This window comes from Corallococcus sp. M7, assembly GCF_054512695.1.
In genome coordinates, this window is record NZ_CM137252.1 from 1,662,138 (window position 1) to 1,679,859 (window position 17,722).

Here is a 17,722-nt window from a genome sequence, read left to right on the forward strand (position 1 = left end):
TCAGGTCCCCGTGCGCCGGGGGCTCCGGGCTTCCGGGGCCTCGGGCGCTTGGGGTTCGCTGGCCGCGGTGGGCGTCGTGCCTTCCGCGTCCGGCGTGCCGGGCTTCGCGCCAGGCTGCTCTGGCGCCGCGCGCTTGAGCTTCACGACGGTGACGCCGGGCACGCCTTCCGACACGTCCCGCACGGGGACGACGGCGCCCACGGTGGTGTAGCGGATGGCGCCCGTCTGGGTGAAGGCGTGCTTGAGGGCGTACTCCTTCGCGCGCGGGAGAAACCACTCGCGCACCCGGGGCAGGGGCAGGGCGTGCAGCTCCCCCTGCGTGAGGAACACGTACAGCATCAGGTCCGCGCCGCTGTAGAGGAAGCAGCCCGGCGTGTCCTTCTCCAGGTTGGAGATGAGCTCGAAGAAGTAGCGGCGGCGGGTGGCCTGCCGGTCGCCCTTCACTTCAATGCCGCGCACCTCTCCGGAGGGCAGCTCCCAGAGCAGGTCCACGCCCCGGTGCTGGAAGCGCGGATCCAGCTGCACGTCGTGCACGCGGGAGCCGGGCTCCGTCTCCAGGAGCCACGTGCGGGCGTGCTGCACGGCCCGGTCGGCCGCGCCCTGCACGCCCCTCATGCTGAAACTGCGGCCTCCCATCGCGGCTAGCGGCGCAGCTCGACGCCGGAGGCCACGAGCTGCACCTCGCGGGGCTTGCCGTCGGTGCCGCGCGGGACGATGGCGCCCTCGGCCTCGTAGTGCTTCGCGTGGGCGTCGCTCAGCTCCGCGACCTTCACCACGCCCTCCACGCGCGCCTGCGAGCCCGCGGAGTCCAGCGGGACGAAGAAGCCGTAGTCCTTGAACGTCACGCGCACGCCGGGGCTCTTGGCGTCCTGGGCCAGTTCCATCCAGCAGCCCTTCTTCTCACACGCCTTGCGCACCTGGCCCTCCACGCGCACGACCTTGCCGTCGTGGGCCTGGGGCTTCGCGAGCAGCTCCGACAGCTTCACCGTCTTCTCGCCCTTGAGGGGCTCGCCGCGGGTGAGCGTCCAGCCGGTGTCGGCGGCCTTGGCGGCCTCGGGCGTCTTCGCGTCGGCGGGGTGGTGGCAGTCGCTCGACGCGGCCTCGGCCTTGGCGGCCGGCTTGGGCGTCTTGTCCGCCGCGAGGGCCACGAGGGGAGCGGCGACCAGCATCACGAGGGCGGTGCGGAGCATGTGCATGCCCGTTCGCTTAGCCCAGGTTTCCGGGGCCCGGCAAGGCACCCCTTCCATCCACGCGACCTATCCCGCACACTCGGCGCGAGGTGCGCATGAAGGTCACCATCCCCGCTCCCAACCGCCGGTTGGGCAATTTCGAATGGTTCGGGCTCGTCGGACTCGGGGGGCTGCTCGTGGGGCGCTACGTCCCCGTGGCCCGCATCATCCCGTTCTGGGGCTGTGTGCTGCGCGAGCACACGGGCTGGCCCTGCCTGGGCTGTGGGCTCACCCGCGTGGCGGACCGCGTCGCGCACTTCAACATCCCGGGGGCGTGGGAGGCCAATCCCCTGGGCACCGTGTGCGCGCTCCTGTTCGCGCTGGCCGCGGTGGCGACGGTGCTGCACTTCCTCTTCGCGCTGCCCATCCCGGAGGTGGAGCTGGAGGAGCGCGAGTGGCGGTGGGTTCGCATCGCGATCCCGCTGGTGTTGCTGGTCAATTACGCCTACGTCGTGGTGCACACCCGTTTCCCGCACCTGCTGTCCTGAAGGGCGGGACCCTGTCCTCCTCCGTGCTCTCCGCCTTCCTCCTGCTGGGCTACCTCTGCGGCTCCGTCCCCTTCGGCGTGCTGCTGACGCGGTGGTTTCGCGGGGTGGACGTGCGCGCCAGCGGCAGCGGCAACATCGGCGCCACCAACGTCACGCGCGTCGCCGGCAAGAAGCTCGGCGCGGTGGTGCTGCTCTTGGACGCGCTCAAGGCCGTGCTGCCCGTGGGGCTGGCCGTGCACTATCTGCCCGGGGATGCGAAGGCGCACGCGCTGGTGGGCCTGGCCGCGGTGCTGGGGCACGTGTACCCGGTGTGGCTCAAGCTCCAGGGCGGCAAGGGCGTGGCCACCGCGCTGGGCGTGCTGGTGGTGCTGGTGCCCAAGGCGGCGCTCGCGGGGGCCATCATCTACGGGCTGGTGGTGGCCCGCTGGCGCGTGAGCTCCGTGGGCTCGCTGTCCGCGGCGGTGGTCGCCATCGCCACTGCGTTCCTCACCGCGCCCGCCCGCGAGTACGTGCTGCTCACCGCGGGGTTATTCGTCCTGATGCTCTGGACGCACCGGAGCAACCTCCAGCGACTCGCCCGGCGCTCCGAGAACCGGCTTTGAGCCGGGGGGCAGCGGCGGGGCGCGGTAGCCCAGCAGGGTGCAGGGGATGGGGCCGTTCCACACGTCGCGCCGGGCCATGGGGCGCGCGTGGAAGGCGCTCTCGAAGGCGGGGTTGCCGGACAGCACCCAGACGCGCCAGCCCGGCAGCGCGCGCAGGCTGTCGCCCAGCTTGAAGTAGAAGGTCTTCATGCCCTTCTGGCCGCCGGAGCCGAGCCGGTCGCCGTAGGGCGGGTTGGTGAGGACGAGCCCGCCGCCTTCCGGCAGGGGCGGGAGCTTCGTCGCGTCGCCCTCCGCGAGCGTGATCTCCTCGCCCAGCCGCGCCGCCTTCACGTTGCGGTCCGCGGCCTCCAGGGCCTCGTCGCTCTTGTCGAAGCCGAGGATGGGGACCTCCACCTTGCGCTCGTTGCGCCGTGCGTCCGCGCGCAGGTCCGCGAGCAGCTCCTTCGCGCGCGCGCCCAGGTGCGGCCAGCGCTCCACCGCGAAGCTGCGGTTGATGCCCGGGGCCCGCTTGCGCGCGATGAGGCCGCCCTCGATGACGATGGTGCCCGAGCCGCACATGGGGTCCACCAGCGCCTCCGTGCCGGTGTAGCCCGCCGCGCGCAGGAGGGCCGCGGCCAGGTTCTCCTTCAGGGGCGCGGGGGTGGGGCGCACGCGGTAGCCGCGCCGGTGCAGCGGTTCGCCGCACAGGTCCAGGGAGAGGGACAGCTTCTCCTTCACCAGGTGCGCCACCACGGACACGTCCGGGTTGCGCGTGTCCACGTCCGGCCGCGAGCCCAGCTTGTCGCGCAGGCGGTCCACGATGGCGTCCTTCACCTTCAGCGCCACGAAGCCGGAGTGCGCGTGCTCGGTGTCCTTGAGGTTCGCGTCCACCGCGAACGTCACGTTCGTGGTGAGGTGCTCCTCCCACGGCACGCTGGCCACCGCGTCGTAGAGCCCCTGGGCACCCTTCGCGTCGAACTCGCCCAGCGGGTAGAGCACGCGCATGCCGATGCGGGACCAGAGGCAGACGTTGAGGGCCTCGTCGAGCGCGGCCATGAAGCGCACGCCGCCTCGGTCCTGGCGGATGCGCCTGGCGCCGAGCTCCTTCAGCTCCTCGGCGAGCAGGTCCTCGGTGCCGCGCGCGGCGGTGGCGAATAGGGCAAGACGTTCAGCCATGGTGCACCGCCCTTAGACGACCCGGGGGCGATTGGGAACTGCTCAGGTGGCCACGACCTCGTACATCGTGAAGGTGGCGTCCTCCTGGGAGGCGCTGGCCCCCTTCGCCTTCTGGAAGTCCTCCGACTGGAAGTAGGCCTTCAGGGCGTCCCGGTCCTTCCAGCGCGTGACGAGCAGGATTTCAGGCGAGCGCTCGAACGAGCGCAGCACCTCCAGGCCCAGGAAGCCCGGGTAGCCGTCCACGCGCCGCGAGCGCTCCTGGAGCCGGTGGACCCAGCCGTCGGCCTCTTCGGGGGATGCGCGGAAGCGGGAGATGGCGACAATCATGACCGAGGGGAAAACCCCCGGGGGACGGGCATCCGTTCCCCGGGGCCTTGAAACGATGCCCGCGGGCTACATCGCCCCGGCGCCGGGCATCTCGCCCAGGCCGCGCAGCAGCACCTCGCGGGGCTTGGCGCCGTCCGCGGGGCCCACCACGCCGTCGCGCTCCATGCGTTCAATCATGCGCGCCGCGCGGTTGTAGCCGATGCGCATCTTGCGCTGGAGCATGGAGATGGAGACGGAGCGCATCTCGCTGACCGCCGCGAGCGCCTGGTCGTAGAGCTCGTCGGACAGCTCGTCCTCCTCGCCACCGCCGCCTTCGCCCTCCTCGTCGCGCGGCTTGAGGATGGACTCGTCGAAGACGGGCTTGCCCTGGGCCTTGAGGTGGTCCACCGCCTTCTTGATTTCGTGCTCGGAGACGTAGGCGCCGTGCACGCGCTGCAGGTGCGCGCTCGTGGGCGGCATGATGAGCATGTCGCCCATGCCCAAGAGGGCCTCCGCGCCCACCGTGCCCAGGATCGTCATCGAGTCCGGCTTGGAGCGCAGCATGAAGCTGATGCGCGTGGGGAAGTTGGCCTTGATGATGCCCGTGACGACGTCCGTGGACGGACGCTGGGTCGCGACCATCAGGTGGATGCCGGCCGCGCGCGCCATCTGCGCCAGGCGCGCCACGTAGGTCTCCACCTCGCGGCTGGCGACCATCATCAGGTCCGCGAGTTCGTCGATGATGACCACGATGTAGGGCAGCTTCTTGAGCTCCTTCTTCTCCGTGGAGGCGGCCTCGGCCGGCGTGGACTCCTCGCCGTCCTCCTCGAACTCCGCGTCCTCCTCGCCGTCGGCCTCCAGGGTGGGGGCAGGCTCGGAGACGATGGACTCACGCAGGTCCTCGTCGTCCTCGCGCGGCATGGCCACGCCCAGCCCGTCGCTGGCGGAAGTGGAGGCCACGGCCTCGGCGCTGCCCTCCACGACGAGCACCTTCTTGGGCTTCTTCTTCTTCGCGACGGGCGCGGCGGCGGCGGGCTTCTCCTCGGAGGCCTGCGTCTCCACCAGCTTGTTGAAGCCGGCGATGTTGCGCACGCCCGCCTCGGACAGCATCTGGTAGCGGCGCTCCATCTCCTCCACCGCCCAGCGCAGCGCGAGCGCGGCCTTCTTCGGGTCGGTGACGACGGGGAGCAGCAGGTGCGGGATGCCCTCGTAGACGGAGAGCTCCAGCATCTTCGGGTCCACCATGATGAAGCGGACCTCCTCGGGCGTGGCCTTGAGGAGGATGCTCATGATCATCGAGTTCACCGCCACGGACTTGCCGGAGCCGGTGGTACCCGCGATGAGCAGGTGGGGGGCCTTCACCAGGTCGAAGACGTACGGCATGCCTTCGATGTCCTTGCCCACGCACATGGTGAGCTTGCTGCCGCTCTTCTGGAACGTGTCCTGCTCCGCGATCTCCTTGAGGAACACCGTCTCGCGGTCGCGGTTGGGGACCTCGATGCCGACCACGCCCTTGCCGGGGATGGGGGCCACGATGCGCACGCGCATGGCCTCCATCGCCATGGCCAGGTCGTCCTGGAGCGCGGCGATCTTGCTGACCTTGATGCCGGGCCCGGGCAGGAACTCGTACATGGTGACGACGGGGCCGGGGCGGATCTCCACGACCTCGCCCACGATGCCGAAGTCCGCCAGCTTCGCGCGCAGCTTCTCCGCCGTGACGAGGAACGCGTCCTTGTCCAGCGCGGAGCGCTCCTTCTTGTCCGCCTCCAGCACGTCCAGCGGCGGCAGGGAGAAGCTCTTGCGGTCACCCACGAACTCGAACTGGTCCTGCGGCCGCTTCACGGCGGTGGGCTTGGGCGGCGCCTTGGGCTCCACGATGAGCGGCATGCGCGCCAGCGCGGAGGGCGGCGCGGGGATGAGGGCATTGGCCGGCGCGGCGGCGGCCGGCTTCTCCGCGACCACGGGCTTCGCGGCGGGCTCGGCGGCCGGGGGCGTGAGCGACGCGGCGGGCACGGGCGGCGTGGACGGAGCGGAGGGCGGGGTGACGATCTGCGGCGTCTTGCGCGCGCGGCGGGGCGGCTCGCCCGCGTCCGCGTTGGCGGGCAGCTGCGGCTGGGGCGCGAGGAAGGACGCGGCCCAGGCGGGGTCCGCGCCCGGGGAACGGCGCTCGGCGCGCTCGGGCGGCAGCGAGGGCTGCTCGTCGGAGGCGTCGTCGTTCTCGTCCTCGGCCGGCTCCTCGCGGGCGAGCTTCTTCTCCAGCTTCTCGCGCTCCTTCTGCTCCTTGAGCGCCTTCTTCGCGTTGGCGGCCAGCTCCTTCTCGTTCTGCTTGGCCAGGCGCACGGCTTCTTCCGCCAGGGCCTCCGCCTCGGCGGCCTCGGCCTCCTCGGCCAGGCGCTCGGCCTCGGACAGCTCCTCCTCCTCGGCCTCCAGCTCCGCGAGGAACGCGGCCTCCTCTTCCTTCTCCTGCGCGAGCCGCTCCTGGCGGGCCGCGTAGTTGACCTTCTGCTGCTCCCAGAAGACGTGCGCGTTCTCGGAGATGCGGCGGCCCAGGACGGTGAGGCCGGCCCACACCAGCGAGCACAGCTTGAAGAACGTGTACTGGGTGCCCACGATGAGCGCCGCCGCGCTGATGGCGGTGACGAGGATGATGGTGCCGACGGTGGAGAACATCCCCTCCATCAGGCCGCCCAGGCTCGCGCCCAGCGCGCCGCCGGGCGGGTGGGCCCAGCCCTTGTCCTTGGCGAACATGAGCTGCGCGAGCACGGACACGCTGCAGGTGAGCAGCGCCAGGGAGATGATCTGCGGCATGCGGCGCCGGTCGCGGTTGCCCACGAAGAGCACCACCGCGGTGTAGATGCCACCCGCGGGGATGAGGTAGGCGCACACGCCCAGCGCGCCGCGCAGGGTCTCCGCGATGAGGTGGCCCATGGGGCCCACCGCGTTGTGGAAGCCGGGCCCCACCCGGTCATGCGCGTCGAACGTGGCGACCGCCAGCAAGGCCAGCAACGAGGCAGCCAGGATGAAGACGCCCACGAGCGCCCGCTTGGCGGGACTGGCCGCGCCCGGCGCCTTCATCTTCTTGTTGTTGAGCGCCTTGCGGCGCGTCGCGATCTCCTGCCGGGAGAGCACCGCCTTCTCGCCCCGGCCACCCTTCTTTGCCGCTGTCATGGACCCCTGTTCCCTCTGCCCGATTCCAGCCGCGTAGCGAGCTGTAGCAATCCGCCCGGCGAGAATAGGGAGGGAGGGGGCGGGGTCAATTTTCCGGCAGGCGTCCAAGGGGACCCGAGGAGGCGGAAGCAGGGCCTACATTTCGGGCGCGTCCCCGTGGCGAGAGGGTATGGTGCCTGCCGCCAAGGAGAACCCAAGAACATGTCCGACCTGAGCCCCGACAAGCCCTCCCACAACGAAGACGACTACTTCGCGCGCGAGGAGATTGAAGCCAAGCGCAAGCTCGCCCTCCAGCAGGCCCAGGAGATGGCCGTCCAGCAGCGCGAGTCGCTCAAGCAGCTGCACCACATGAAGTGCCCCAAGTGCGGCATGGACCTGCAGACGCTGAAGCAGGGCAACGTGGAGCTGGACAGCTGCTTCAACTGCCACGGCGTCTGGCTGGACGCGGGTGAGCTGGAGCAACTCGTCAAGCAGCACGGCCACGAGGGGAGCCACCGGGTGATGGGCTCCATCCTCAACCTGTTCAAGCGCACGCCGCCGACCCCGTAGCACCGCGACACTGGAGGAGGCTTCCCCATGGCCCTCACGCTCGAGCAGGTCCGGCACGTGGCCACCCTGGCGCGGCTGTCGCTGACGCCGCAGGAGGAGGAGCGCTACGCCACCCAGCTGTCCGCGGTCCTGGACGCGGTGGCGGAGCTGGAAGCGCTCGACGTGAGCCAGGTGGAGCCCACCTCCCACGCGACGCTCGCGTCCTCGCTGTTGCGCGAGGACGTGCTGCGTCCGTCACTGCCCCCGGAAGCAGGGCTCGCCAACGCGCCGGCGAAGGTGGGCAGTGCCTTCGCGGTCCCGAAGATCCTGGAGTAGCCCGCCATGTCGTCGCTGACCGACCTGTCGATGCTGGAGCTGGCGGCGAAGCTGGCTTCGCGCGAGGTGTCCTCCGTGGAGGCCACGCGCGCGAGCCTCCAGCGCATCGCCCAGGTGGACCCGAAGGTGCGCGCCTTCCTGCGCGTGGACGAGGCCGGGGCGCTGAAGGCCGCCGAGGCCAGTGACGCGCGCCGCAAGGCGGGCAGCCCGTTGAGCGCGCTCGACGGCGTGCCCGTGGGCCTCAAGGACATCTTCCTCACGCAAGGGGTGGAGACCACCTGCGCCTCGCGCGTCCTGGAGGGCTTCGTCCCGCCCTACGACGCCACCGTGGTGCGCCTGCTGAAGGAGGCGGGCCTGCCGCTGTTGGGCAAGCTGAACATGGACGAGTTCGCCATGGGCTCGTCCAACGAATCGAGCGCGTACTTTCCCACCCACAACCCGTGGGACCTGACGCGCACGCCGGGCGGCTCGTCCGGTGGCTCCGCGGCGGCGGTGGCGGCGCGCGAGGTGTTCGGCGCGCTGGGCACCGACACGGGCGGCTCCATCCGCCAGCCCGCGGCGCTCACCAACACCGTGGGGCTCAAGCCCACGTATGGGCGGGTGTCGCGCTACGGCGTCATCGCCTTCGCCTCGTCGTTGGATCAGCCGGGCCCCATGGCTCGCACGGTGGGGGACACCGCGGCGCTCTTCCAGCTCATCGCGCGGCATGATCCGCTCGACTCCACCTCCGCGGACGTGGAGACGCCGGACTGCCTCACGGGGCTGGAGGACGGCGTGCGCGGCCTCAAGCTGGGCGTGCCTCGCGAGTACTTCGCGGAAGGGATGGACCCGGAGGTGGCGGGCACGCTGCGCGCGTCGCTGGAGGAGCTGGAGAAGCTGGGCGCGACGCTGGTGGACGTGTCGCTGCCGCACACGAAGTACGCGCTGGCGACGTACTACCTGCTGGCCTCTTCGGAGGCGTCCAGCAACCTGGCCCGCTACGACGGCATCCGCTACGGGCAGCGGGCGAAGGACGCGCGCGGGCTCAAGGAGCTGTACACGCAGACGCGGGGGCAGGGCTTCGGCGCGGAGGTGAAGCGCCGCATCATGCTGGGCACCTACGCGCTGTCCGCCGGCTACTACGACGCGTACTACCTGCGCGCGCAGAAGGTCCGCACGCTCATCCGCGAGGACTTCACGAAGGTGTTCCAGCAGGTGGACGCCATCGTGTCGCCCACGTCGCCGGTGCCGGCGTTCAAGCTGGGCGCGAAGGTGGACGACCCGCTGTCCATGTACCTGATGGACGTCTACACGCTGCCGTGCAACCTGGCGGGCCTGCCCGGCCTGTCCGTGCCGTGCGGCTTCACTCAAGGCGGGCTGCCCATCGGCATGCAGCTCTTGGGGCGCCCCTTCGACGAGGCCCGCCTGCTCCGCATCGCCCGCGCGTTCGAGCGCGAGCACGACTTCTTCCGCCGCGCCGCCCCCGTCTAGCGGGCGCGACACAAGGGTGACACCGCCATGCCCCTGAGCGACTTCCAGACGGTCATCGGCCTCGAGGTCCACGCGCAGCTGCTCACGCAGTCGAAAATCTTCTGCGGCTGCTCCACCGCGTTCGGCGCCGAGCCCAACCACCACACCTGCCCGGTGTGCCTGGGCATGCCCGGCGTGCTGCCGGTGCTCAACCAGCGCGTGGTGGAGTACGCGGTGCGCACGGGCCTGGCGCTCGGGTGTACGGTGAAGCCCACGAGCGTGTGGAGCCGGAAGAACTACTTCTATCCGGACCTGCCCAAGGGCTATCAAATCACCCAGTATGATCAGCCCATCTGCGAGTGGGGCGAGCTGGTCATCGACACGCCCTCCGGTGAGAAGACGGTGCGCGTGCGGCGCATCCACCTGGAGGAGGACGCGGGCAAGAGCGTGCACGACGCGTCCGCGTCCGCGGGACAGAGCCTGGTGGACCTGAACCGCGCGGGCGTGCCGCTGATGGAGATCGTCAGCGAGCCGGACCTTCGCGACGCCGACGAGGCGGTGGAGTACCTCAAGGCGCTGCGCGACGTGCTGGTGTACCTGGGCGTCAACGACGGCAACCTGGAGGAGGGCAGCTTCCGCTGCGACGCCAACGTGTCGGTGATGCCCAAGGGCTCCACCACGTACGGGCAGCGGTGTGAGTTGAAGAACCTCAACTCGTTCCGCTTCCTCAAGCAGGCCATCGAGTACGAGGCCGCGCGGCAGGTGGACGTCATCGAGTCCGGCGGCAAGGTGGACCAGGAGACGCGCCTCTGGGACGTGAACAAGGGCATTACCCGGTCCATGCGCTCCAAGGAGGACGCGCACGACTACCGGTACTTCCCGGAGCCGGACCTGCCGCCGCTGCTCGTGTCGGACGCGCTGCGCGACTCGCAGCGGCAGTCGCTGCCAGAGCTGCCGCGCGCCAAGCGCACGCGCTTCATGGGCGAGTACGGCCTGCCGGCCTACGACGCGCGCATCCTCACCGCCGAGCGCCCGCTGGCGGACTTCTTCGAGGCCTGCGCGAAGCACGTCTCCGACGCGAAGAAGCTCTCCAACTGGTTCCTGGGTGAGCTGAGCCGCCTGCTGAAGGAGGAGGGCACGCCCATCTCCGCGCTGCGCTTCACGCCGGCGCAGCTGGGCGAGCTGCTCGCCACGGTGGAGAAGGGCACGGTGTCCGCGAACGCGGCGAAGGACGTGCTCGGGGAGATGTTCCGCACGGGCCGCGCGCCCGCGGACATCATCGCGGAGAAGGGGCTCGCGCAGGTCAGCGACGTGGGCGCCGTGGAGGCGGTGGTGGACGACATCCTCGCGAAGAACGCGGGCGAGGTGGAGAAGTACAAAGCCGGCAAGAAGAGCGTGTACGGCTTCTTCGTGGGTCAGGTGATGAAGGCCATGAAGGGCAAGGGCAACCCCGGCCTCGTCAACGAGCTGCTCAAGAAGAAGCTGGGCGAGTAGGGCGCTCGTGGCCCGGCTCCTGACGGTGGAGGGCGTCTCGTACCGCTGGAGCCTTCGGGGGCGGCGGGACGCACCGGAGGGAACGGGCTGGAGGCTGCTCACGGTCGTGTGGGCCGAGGCCACCCGGCAGGCGCTGCACGTCCATGTCCGCCACGATGATCCGTGGCTCCACGTCGACGACGGTGACATGACCGGACTCGTGACTCGCGACGTGGGCCCCGGCCTGGTGGGGCGGGTCATCGAGATGGCGCGGGACCTGGGATGGAATCCGGAAGAGCGCGGCCCCACGCTCAAGTTCGTCCTGGAGGATGACGCGCGGCTCGTGCCGCTGGCTAGCGAGACACCGTGACGTGGAGCACGTCCTCGCCGCGCGGATCCGCGGACTGGGCGAGCACGTGTACGTCGTCCGGCCCCCGGCGCTCCAGGATGAGCGAGGGCGCCTCGAAGGTGTTGTCGAAGAAGCCACCGGTGAGCTGCGGGTTCACCGCGTAGCGCACGCGCTTGAGGGTGCGCAGCTGCGTGAAGAGGCCTTCGTTGAACCACTGCTCGCGGCGCAGCTGTGTCTCGCCGGGCGCGTTGAAGGCCCAGGGTGCGTCCCAGCTCCAGGCGTTGGCGGAGGGCTGCGCGAGCACCTCCACGCCCAGCGCGTCCAGGTACTGCGCGCAGGGCACGAAGTAGGGTTCGCCGGACGTGTGCGGTTCGCGGAAGCCGTCGTAGCAGACGAGCGTCCCCAGCTTCCCGAACGGCGTGTCCAGCACGGGCAGGTCCTCCGGCCGGCCCGGGCTCAGGTGCAGCACGTCCTCCTGCGTGGGCACCAGGTTCACCTTGCGCGTGACGGCCACGCAGCGTCCATCCGGTGATAACGTGTAGCTGGTGTTGAAGGTGCGCGCGCCCGCGGGCTCGTACTCGGGGGTGTCCGGGCCCAGGCGGTTCGTGGGCAGGAGCGCGCTGCCGGCCACCACCCACAGGCCGAAGTCGCGCGCGATGCCGGAGAAGGTCTCGTACATGGCGCGGTGCACGCGAGGCGCCACCGTGGCGTAGAGGCATTCCTCCAGCGTCGGTGGATGGAAGGCGCTCCACGTGCGGAACATGCCCAGCCACTCCGCGAGCGCCACGCGCGTCATCGCACCGTTCGTCGTCTTGCGGCGGCGCACGCGCGGCAGGTGCCCCATCAGCCCCAGCGCCGCGCCCACCATCTCCGGCCAGACAGCGAGCGCGGGGTTCAACGGCCGGCCCGAAGCGTCCCGGGGGCGCAGCGCGTCCACGCGGGCCGCGAGCGCCCGGTGGTGCGCGGCGAACGTCTCCTGCGAGGCATAGTCGTCGAGCGTGACGCGCGGCTGGATGGCGAACAGGTCGAGGGAGGTGGCCACGGTGTCGCGAGGATGGCACCGGCCTCCGGGCCACGCGAGCCTCCCGGCGACGGACCGTCAGCTTCCGATAGTGCCGCCGTCGAGGCCGTGATGCGCATGAAGGGGACACTCCAGGCCGAGGTGCACGCGTTCATCGACGCGGCGGAGACGCTCGCGGGACGGGAGGTCAAGGCCCGGGGCGTGGCGCCCGACAACACCGTATGGTGGCTCGCGTCCGAGGCGGGCGAGGGCGACGAGGTCCTCCACTTCGCGGACGCCTGGGACTTCTGGGAGCGGTTCACGCTGCCTCGCGGTGCACTGGACTTCCACTACGTCCAGCCGCTCCCCGACGGGGAGGTGCTGCTCGCGAACGCGCGTTGCCGCTTCCTTTCCGAGAGGCAGCATGAGCGCAACGCCCACGTCTACTCGCCGGACGGCACGTTGCTGCGGGAGCTCACCCTGGGAGACGGCATCGCGGACGTGCAGACGACATCCGACGGACAGGTCTGGGTCAGCTACTTCGACGAGGGCGTCTTCGGCAACCGGTGCTGGGGCGGTGGGGGGGCCTATCGTCCCATTGGCGAGGATGGCCTGGTGCGCTTCGATGCGCTGGGGCAGCGGCAGGAGAGTGGTGTGCGGATGGCGCTCGGCCTGGGGCAGCGCATCGTGGACTGCTACGCGCTCAACGTCGCGTCGGAGCAGGAGACCTGGTTCTACAGCTACTCGGACTTCCCGCTCGTGCGCATGCGGCCCGGGCAGCCCTCCACGGTGTGGCAGTCACCGGTGCGGGGCGCGCACGCCATCACCGTCAGCGACACGCACGTCCTGTTCGGGGGCGGCTACGACGACGCCTGCGAGCTCCAGCTCTTCACGCTGTACGACCGGGGCCAGCAGCGCCTGGGGCCCGGGGCCCGCGTCGTCCTCACGGACGAGACGGGCCGTGCGTGGCGGCCCTCGTGGCTCAAGGGCCGGGGGCCCTGGCTCCACGGCGCGGAAGGGACTCGCCATTTCCGCGTGCACATGGAGTAGCTGCTCGCCCTCGAGGGGGCTACTTGAGGAAGCCCAGCTCGCGCAGGCGCTGCTTGAGGAACGCGTCCGCGGTGATGGGCGGGTGGCGCGCGGGGTTGTCCGGCGTCTCCGTCTGCGGCAGCGGCTTCAGGATGCAGTCGGAGAACGGGTGCACGAAGAAGGGCATCGAGTAGCGCACGGTGTCCTGCTCCGTGCTGGGCGGGTTCACCACCCGGTGCGTCGTGGACGGGATGACGCCGTTCATCACCCGGCTGAGCATGTCGCCGGAGTCCACGACAATCTGGCCACGCAGCGTGTCCACCGGGATCCACTCGCCGTCGCGCGTGAGCAGCTCCAGGCCGCCGGCCGTGCCCTCGCACAGGAGCGTGATGAAGTTGATGTCCTCGTGCTCCGCGGCGCGCACCGCGCCCGGGATGAAGCGGTCCTTCAGCGGCGGGTAGTGGATGAGCCGCAGCACGGAGTTGCCGTCCACCGTCATGTCGCTGAACGTGTTGCGCGCGATGCCCAGGTAGTCCGCCAGCGCCTGGAGCATCACCGTCGCCGCGTCGTCCAGCTCGCGGTAGAGCGTCAGCGTGTTGTCGCGGAAGGTGGGCACCTCCTCCGGCCAGACGTTGGCGCCGTAGTCGTCGCGGTACGGGTGGCCCACGGGCAGCTCGCGGCCCACGTGCCAGAACTCCTTCAGGTCCCCCACCTTGCGGTTCTTCGCGTGCTCCTGGCCAAACGCCATGAAGCCCCGCTGCCCCGGACGCTCCGGCACCGCGTAGCGCGTCTTGGTGGACTCCGGCAGCTGGAAGAAGCGCTCCACGTCCGCGTAGGTGCGGCGGATGAGCGCGTCCTCGACGCCGTGGCCCTCCACGGTCACGAAGCCGAACTCCTTGAGCGCGTCGCCAAACACCTGGACGAAGCGGGCCCGCTCCTCGGGAGTGCCGGAGCGGTAGTGGGACAGGTTCACGGTGGGGATGCGTCGGGCCGAGCGGGACATGCGCGCATCCTACCCGCGTGACACCTTCCTGACACGCCGCAGTCCGCCGCCCAACCGTCACCCCGGCCCAGGGGCGGGGTGCCCTCCTCACTTTGCGACACCCACCCTTGGCGGCAGTGGATGCCGGGCTTCCGGGATGTGCAGATTGGGCAGGGAATTGGCCAGGGGGGCGCGGTATGGCCGAAGTCGCGAGGAACGAGCGCACGTGCACTGCGTGCGGGCGGGGACATGGCGAGGGGACGTCGTGCGACACGCTCGTCCGGGAGGCCGGGGACGGCGCGGGCAAGGCCGTGGAGCCGCCGGCCGCCGTGGACGAGGTGGACCCGCTGGTGGGGACCCAGATGGGCAGCTTCCGGCTGGTGCGCCGGGTGGGCCGGGGTGGCATGGGGTCCGTCTACCTGGCCGAGCACGTGTCCATTGGCAGCCGCGTGGCGGTGAAGGTGCTCCACGAACACCTGACGCGCTACCCGGAGCTGGTGCAGCGCTTCCACGCCGAGGCCCGGGCGGTGAACCTCATCGGGCACGAGAACATCGTCAGCATCTTCGACCTCAACGCCACCGCGCCCCGGCCGTACCTCATCATGGAGTTCCTGGAGGGGGCGCCCCTGTCGGCGTGGGTGGGGACGCCCATGTCCGCCGGGGCGGTGGTGCCCATGCTGATGCAGGTGTGTGACGCGCTGCACGCGGCGCACGCGCGGGGCATCGTCCACCGCGACCTGAAGCCGGACAACATCTTCCTGGTGAAGCGCGGGCGGGGGATGCCGTTCGTGAAGGTGCTCGACTTCGGCATCGCGAAGCTGGTGGACGCGAGCATGCCGGAGACGGTGGCGGGCATCATCGTGGGCACGCCGGAGTACATGGCCCCGGAGCAGTCCCTGAGCCGGCGCCTGGATGGCCGCGCGGACCTCTACGCGGTGGGCGTCATCGCCTACCAGCTGCTCACCGGGCGGCTGCCCTTCCCCGACGAGGGGCTCACCGCCCAGCTCGTGGCGCACCAGACGCGCACGCCTCCGGCCCCGCGCTCCATCTGCCCTTCGGTGCCGCCCGCGCTGGAGGCGGTGGTACTGCGCGCGCTGGCGAAGACGCCGGAGGAGCGCTTTCCCCACGCGCTCGCCCTGCGGGCCGCGTTGGAGCAGGCCCTCGCCACGCGGCCTCCGTCGCCGCGCGCGGCCGTGGGCGGTCCCCGTCCCGTGCAGGGTGGGGCCTCTCTGGGGACTCCCGTCACGGGGCCCCGGCGCACCCCTCCGATGGCCCCGCCGGGCGCGTCCGGGGGAAAGACGCTCCCGTTGCCCGTGCAGGTGGTGCTCCAGCCGGGCGCGCAGCCTCGTGCCTTCACGGGGTCGGACCTGTCGCGCGGCGGGGTGTTCCTGCACGCGACGGGGGAGCTGCCCCCGCTGTTCGCCCAGGTCCAGGTGGTGCTGCCGCTGTCCACCGGGCCGCTGTCCGTCACGTGCGAGGTGGTGCGCCACGTCTCCCCCGAGCAGGCCCAGGCCTGGAGCATGCGCCCGGGCTTCGGCGTGCAGTTCGTCGCGCCGTCCGCCGCGCTGAAGGCCCGCGTGGAGCAACACCTGGCGGGCGCCACCGCCTCTCCGCCCCCCGCGCCCCGGGAACTCCCGGACGACGCCGAGGCCGAGCGCGTCCTGGCGATGTGGCGCGGACAGTTGTCGGGGGAGGGCACGCACTACGCGGTGCTGGGGCTTTCACCGGACGTGGAGCTGGAGTCCGCCAGGGAGCGGGCGCGCGAGCTGTGGGGCGCCCTGTCCGCGCTGCGGCAGCGGCCCCTGTCGCGCGGGCAGCGCTCGCGCCTGGAGTCCATGCTGATCCGCGTGAGGGACGCGGGCGACACCCTGGGCATGCCGCTGCGCCGGGCCCGCTACGACGCCCGGCTGGGCAATGCCCGGGGCGTGGCGCGCTGCCTGGAGGCGGGCCTCACCGCGATCCAGGCGGAGGCCCTCCGCCGCGAGTACCTGGCCGAGCAGCCCCGGGCGGTGGGCACCGCGCGGGTGCACTTCCTCACCGGCAACGCGCTGGAGCGCGACGGCCAGCTCCAGCGGGCGCTGGAGTCCTACGAGCGGGGCCTGGAGCTGGACCCCCTGGAGTGGGAGTACCACCAGCGCCGCCGGGTGGTGGACCGGGCGCTGGGCGCGCGCCTGTCGGGGGCCCGAAATGAAAGAGCCCGATTCCCTGGAGAGGGAACCGGGCCCTGAGTCCACGGCGAAGGGCCGCGGAAGGTGCGACTACTCGCCGCCGCCGATGGAGGCCGCGCAGGCCGCGCTCACGGAGCCGCCCTTGGCGGAGCAGGACAGGATGTCCGACAGGATGCGCTGCTGCTCGGTGGTGGACTTGTCGGAGCAGCTCTTCACGTCCTCGATGCAGTCGAGGGTCGCGTCCAGCTTGTCCTTGTCGTCGTCGGAGCAGTCCTCGAGGGCCTCCTTACAGGCGTCGCGCTCGGCGTCCGTGATCTCGTCATCGGTGCCGCTGGTGTCGAAGCCACACTCCTCGAACTTGTCGGACAGGTCCTTGGCCAGGTCCTCGTTGCGATCGCAGTAGTCGCCGCCGCCGCAAGCGGTGAGCGTGAGCGAAGCCATGGCCGCCAGACCGAACAGGATCTTCTTCATGATGGTTCTCCCCCTCAGGGATGAGGTACAGGTGGAAAGCAAGCGGCGCGCATCCTAGCGAGCGCTCCGTTGCGGTCCAGTCGACTTTATTCCGGGAATTCTATTCAAAAGCAAATAGGGAGCTGGGGGGCGGGTTGATCCGCCAACTGCCTTGACTCCCCCCCGGGATTCTCGTAAGTCCCGCCGTCTTTTAGCGCGCCGGCCGGTCTTCCGTCCGAAATGCGCGTTGGATTCCATGGGTTGAACCAACCCGAAGCTGACAGGGGTTCGACGATGTACGCAGTCATTCGCACGGGCGGAAAGCAGTACCGCGTCGCCGAGGGCGACGTTGTCCGGATCGAGAAGATCGCCGGTGATATCGGTGCCGAGGTCTCGTTCACCGAGGTCCTCCTGCTGGGCGGCTCCGAGAGCCCGAAGGTGGGCCAGCCGACGGTGGCGGGCGCGAAGGTCGTGGGCAAGGTGCTGGCGCAGGACAAGCACCGCCGCGTCCTGCACTTCCGGAAGGAGAAGGAAGGCTGGACCCGTCGCCGTGGCCACCGCCAGCCGTACACCGAGGTGAAGGTCACCTCGATCTCCGGCTAGTCGTCTTTCCGGGCATTCCCCACACGAACTTCAAGGAGCAGGTGTCATGGCCCATAAAAAAGGTCAGGGTTCTTCGCGCAACGGGCGTGATTCCAACCCGCAGTACCGTGGCGTGAAGGTGTACGGCGGTGAGACCATCACGGCGGGCAGCATCCTCGTCCGTCAGGTCGGCACGGTCATCCACCCGGGCACGAACGTGAAGCTCGGTCGCGACTTCACCCTCTTCTCGACGGTGGACGGCGTGGTGAAGTACGAGCGCCTCGGCCGCGACAAGAAGAAGGTGTCCGTGTACCCGGCCGCCGCCGAGCAGGCGAGCGCCTAGTCAGTGGCTCCGGGGCAACCCGGGGCTTCGGCTTACCGAGCGGGTCGTTCCCGGTCCTTTCCGTTCCCGTTGGGAACGGGCGGAT

General features: G+C 70.6%; 19 protein-coding genes. 11 read left to right on the forward strand and 8 right to left on the reverse strand.

Annotation, left to right across the window (positions count from 1 at the left end):
* Both ACX114_RS06880 and ACX114_RS06885 read right to left on the reverse strand, forming a co-directional pair.
* Window positions 1–615: a hypothetical protein gene (locus tag ACX114_RS06880; protein WP_459295912.1), complete on the reverse strand. Its 615-nt coding sequence runs from the start codon at window positions 613–615 to the stop codon at window positions 1–3.
* 26 nt (window positions 616–641) lie between these two features.
* Window positions 642–1,196, reverse strand: a complete 555-nt coding sequence (locus ACX114_RS06885; protein WP_459295914.1) for a DUF4920 domain-containing protein — start codon at window positions 1,194–1,196, stop codon at window positions 642–644.
* A gap of 89 nt (window positions 1,197–1,285) precedes the next feature.
* Between ACX114_RS06885 and ACX114_RS06890 the strand changes: the two genes are divergently transcribed.
* Window positions 1,286–1,717: a DUF2752 domain-containing protein gene (locus tag ACX114_RS06890; RefSeq protein ID WP_206799117.1), complete on the forward strand. Its 432-nt coding sequence runs from the start codon at window positions 1,286–1,288 to the stop codon at window positions 1,715–1,717.
* 23 nt (window positions 1,718–1,740) lie between these two features.
* Window positions 1,741–2,319, forward strand: a complete 579-nt coding sequence (gene plsY, locus ACX114_RS06895; protein ID WP_459295916.1) for a glycerol-3-phosphate 1-O-acyltransferase PlsY — start codon at window positions 1,741–1,743, stop codon at window positions 2,317–2,319.
* Here the strand turns inward: plsY and ACX114_RS06900 are convergent.
* From ACX114_RS06900 to ACX114_RS06910, 3 genes are all read right to left on the reverse strand, one after another.
* The gene (locus ACX114_RS06900) at window positions 2,245–3,474 is read right to left on the reverse strand and encodes a THUMP domain-containing class I SAM-dependent RNA methyltransferase (RefSeq protein WP_459295918.1); all 1,230 of its coding nucleotides are present in this window, start codon (window positions 3,472–3,474) and stop codon (window positions 2,245–2,247) included. The genes plsY and ACX114_RS06900 overlap by 75 nt on opposite strands.
* Window positions 3,475–3,516: 42 nt before the next feature.
* On the reverse strand, window positions 3,517–3,801 hold the full coding sequence (locus tag ACX114_RS06905) for an antibiotic biosynthesis monooxygenase family protein (RefSeq protein ID WP_459295920.1): 285 nt from the start codon (window positions 3,799–3,801) through the stop codon (window positions 3,517–3,519).
* A gap of 66 nt (window positions 3,802–3,867) precedes the next feature.
* Complete coding sequence (locus ACX114_RS06910; RefSeq protein WP_459295922.1) at window positions 3,868–6,948, reverse strand: FtsK/SpoIIIE family DNA translocase; 3,081 nt, start codon at window positions 6,946–6,948, stop codon at window positions 3,868–3,870.
* Between the two features lie 201 nt (window positions 6,949–7,149).
* Here ACX114_RS06910 and ACX114_RS06915 point away from each other — a divergent pair, with 201 nt between their 5' ends.
* The 5 genes from ACX114_RS06915 to ACX114_RS06935 are packed head-to-tail and all read left to right on the forward strand — an operon-like array spanning window position 7,150 to window position 11,104.
* Window positions 7,150–7,497 (forward strand): TFIIB-type zinc ribbon-containing protein, encoded by a 348-nt coding sequence (locus tag ACX114_RS06915; RefSeq protein ID WP_459295924.1) that lies wholly within the window; start codon window positions 7,150–7,152, stop codon window positions 7,495–7,497.
* 27 nt (window positions 7,498–7,524) lie between these two features.
* Window positions 7,525–7,812, forward strand: a complete 288-nt coding sequence (gene gatC, locus ACX114_RS06920; RefSeq protein WP_014394213.1) for an Asp-tRNA(Asn)/Glu-tRNA(Gln) amidotransferase subunit GatC — start codon at window positions 7,525–7,527, stop codon at window positions 7,810–7,812.
* A gap of 6 nt (window positions 7,813–7,818) precedes the next feature.
* Window positions 7,819–9,282 carry an Asp-tRNA(Asn)/Glu-tRNA(Gln) amidotransferase subunit GatA gene (gene gatA, locus ACX114_RS06925; protein ID WP_459295926.1) on the forward strand — a complete coding sequence of 488 codons (1,464 nt, stop codon included), beginning with the start codon at window positions 7,819–7,821 and terminating at the stop codon, window positions 9,280–9,282.
* 27 nt (window positions 9,283–9,309) lie between these two features.
* The gene (gene gatB / locus ACX114_RS06930) at window positions 9,310–10,755 is read left to right on the forward strand and encodes an Asp-tRNA(Asn)/Glu-tRNA(Gln) amidotransferase subunit GatB (RefSeq protein ID WP_459295928.1); all 1,446 of its coding nucleotides are present in this window, start codon (window positions 9,310–9,312) and stop codon (window positions 10,753–10,755) included.
* 7 nt (window positions 10,756–10,762) lie between these two features.
* A complete protein-coding gene (locus ACX114_RS06935; protein WP_459295930.1) occupies window positions 10,763–11,104 on the forward strand; it encodes a hypothetical protein in 342 nt (113 codons plus the stop codon).
* On the opposite strand, the gene ACX114_RS06940 is transcribed toward ACX114_RS06935, so the two are convergent.
* Window positions 11,088–12,125: a carbon-nitrogen hydrolase family protein gene (locus ACX114_RS06940; protein WP_459295932.1), complete on the reverse strand. Its 1,038-nt coding sequence runs from the start codon at window positions 12,123–12,125 to the stop codon at window positions 11,088–11,090. The genes ACX114_RS06935 and ACX114_RS06940 overlap by 17 nt on opposite strands.
* A gap of 96 nt (window positions 12,126–12,221) precedes the next feature.
* Between ACX114_RS06940 and ACX114_RS06945 the strand changes: the two genes are divergently transcribed.
* Window positions 12,222–13,133: a hypothetical protein gene (locus tag ACX114_RS06945; protein WP_459295934.1), complete on the forward strand. Its 912-nt coding sequence runs from the start codon at window positions 12,222–12,224 to the stop codon at window positions 13,131–13,133.
* A gap of 19 nt (window positions 13,134–13,152) precedes the next feature.
* On the opposite strand, the gene ACX114_RS06950 is transcribed toward ACX114_RS06945, so the two are convergent.
* On the reverse strand, window positions 13,153–14,115 hold the full coding sequence (locus tag ACX114_RS06950; protein WP_459295936.1) for an isopenicillin N synthase family dioxygenase: 963 nt from the start codon (window positions 14,113–14,115) through the stop codon (window positions 13,153–13,155).
* 176 nt (window positions 14,116–14,291) lie between these two features.
* Between ACX114_RS06950 and ACX114_RS06955 the strand changes: the two genes are divergently transcribed.
* Complete coding sequence (locus ACX114_RS06955; RefSeq protein ID WP_459295938.1) at window positions 14,292–16,322, forward strand: serine/threonine-protein kinase; 2,031 nt, start codon at window positions 14,292–14,294, stop codon at window positions 16,320–16,322.
* Window positions 16,323–16,352: 30 nt separating this feature from the next.
* Here ACX114_RS06955 and ACX114_RS06960 read toward each other — a convergent pair whose 3' ends face one another.
* Window positions 16,353–16,733: a hypothetical protein gene (locus tag ACX114_RS06960; protein ID WP_459295940.1), complete on the reverse strand. Its 381-nt coding sequence runs from the start codon at window positions 16,731–16,733 to the stop codon at window positions 16,353–16,355.
* A 273-nt stretch (window positions 16,734–17,006) separates the two neighbouring features.
* Here ACX114_RS06960 and rplU point away from each other — a divergent pair, with 273 nt between their 5' ends.
* Both rplU and rpmA read left to right on the forward strand, forming a co-directional pair.
* Window positions 17,007–17,315, forward strand: coding sequence for a 50S ribosomal protein L21 (gene rplU / locus ACX114_RS06965; protein WP_014394222.1), 309 nt, complete (start codon window positions 17,007–17,009; stop codon window positions 17,313–17,315).
* Between the two features lie 46 nt (window positions 17,316–17,361).
* The gene (rpmA, locus tag ACX114_RS06970; RefSeq protein ID WP_014394223.1) at window positions 17,362–17,637 is read left to right on the forward strand and encodes a 50S ribosomal protein L27; all 276 of its coding nucleotides are present in this window, start codon (window positions 17,362–17,364) and stop codon (window positions 17,635–17,637) included.
* Window positions 17,638–17,722 lie beyond the last annotated feature (85 nt).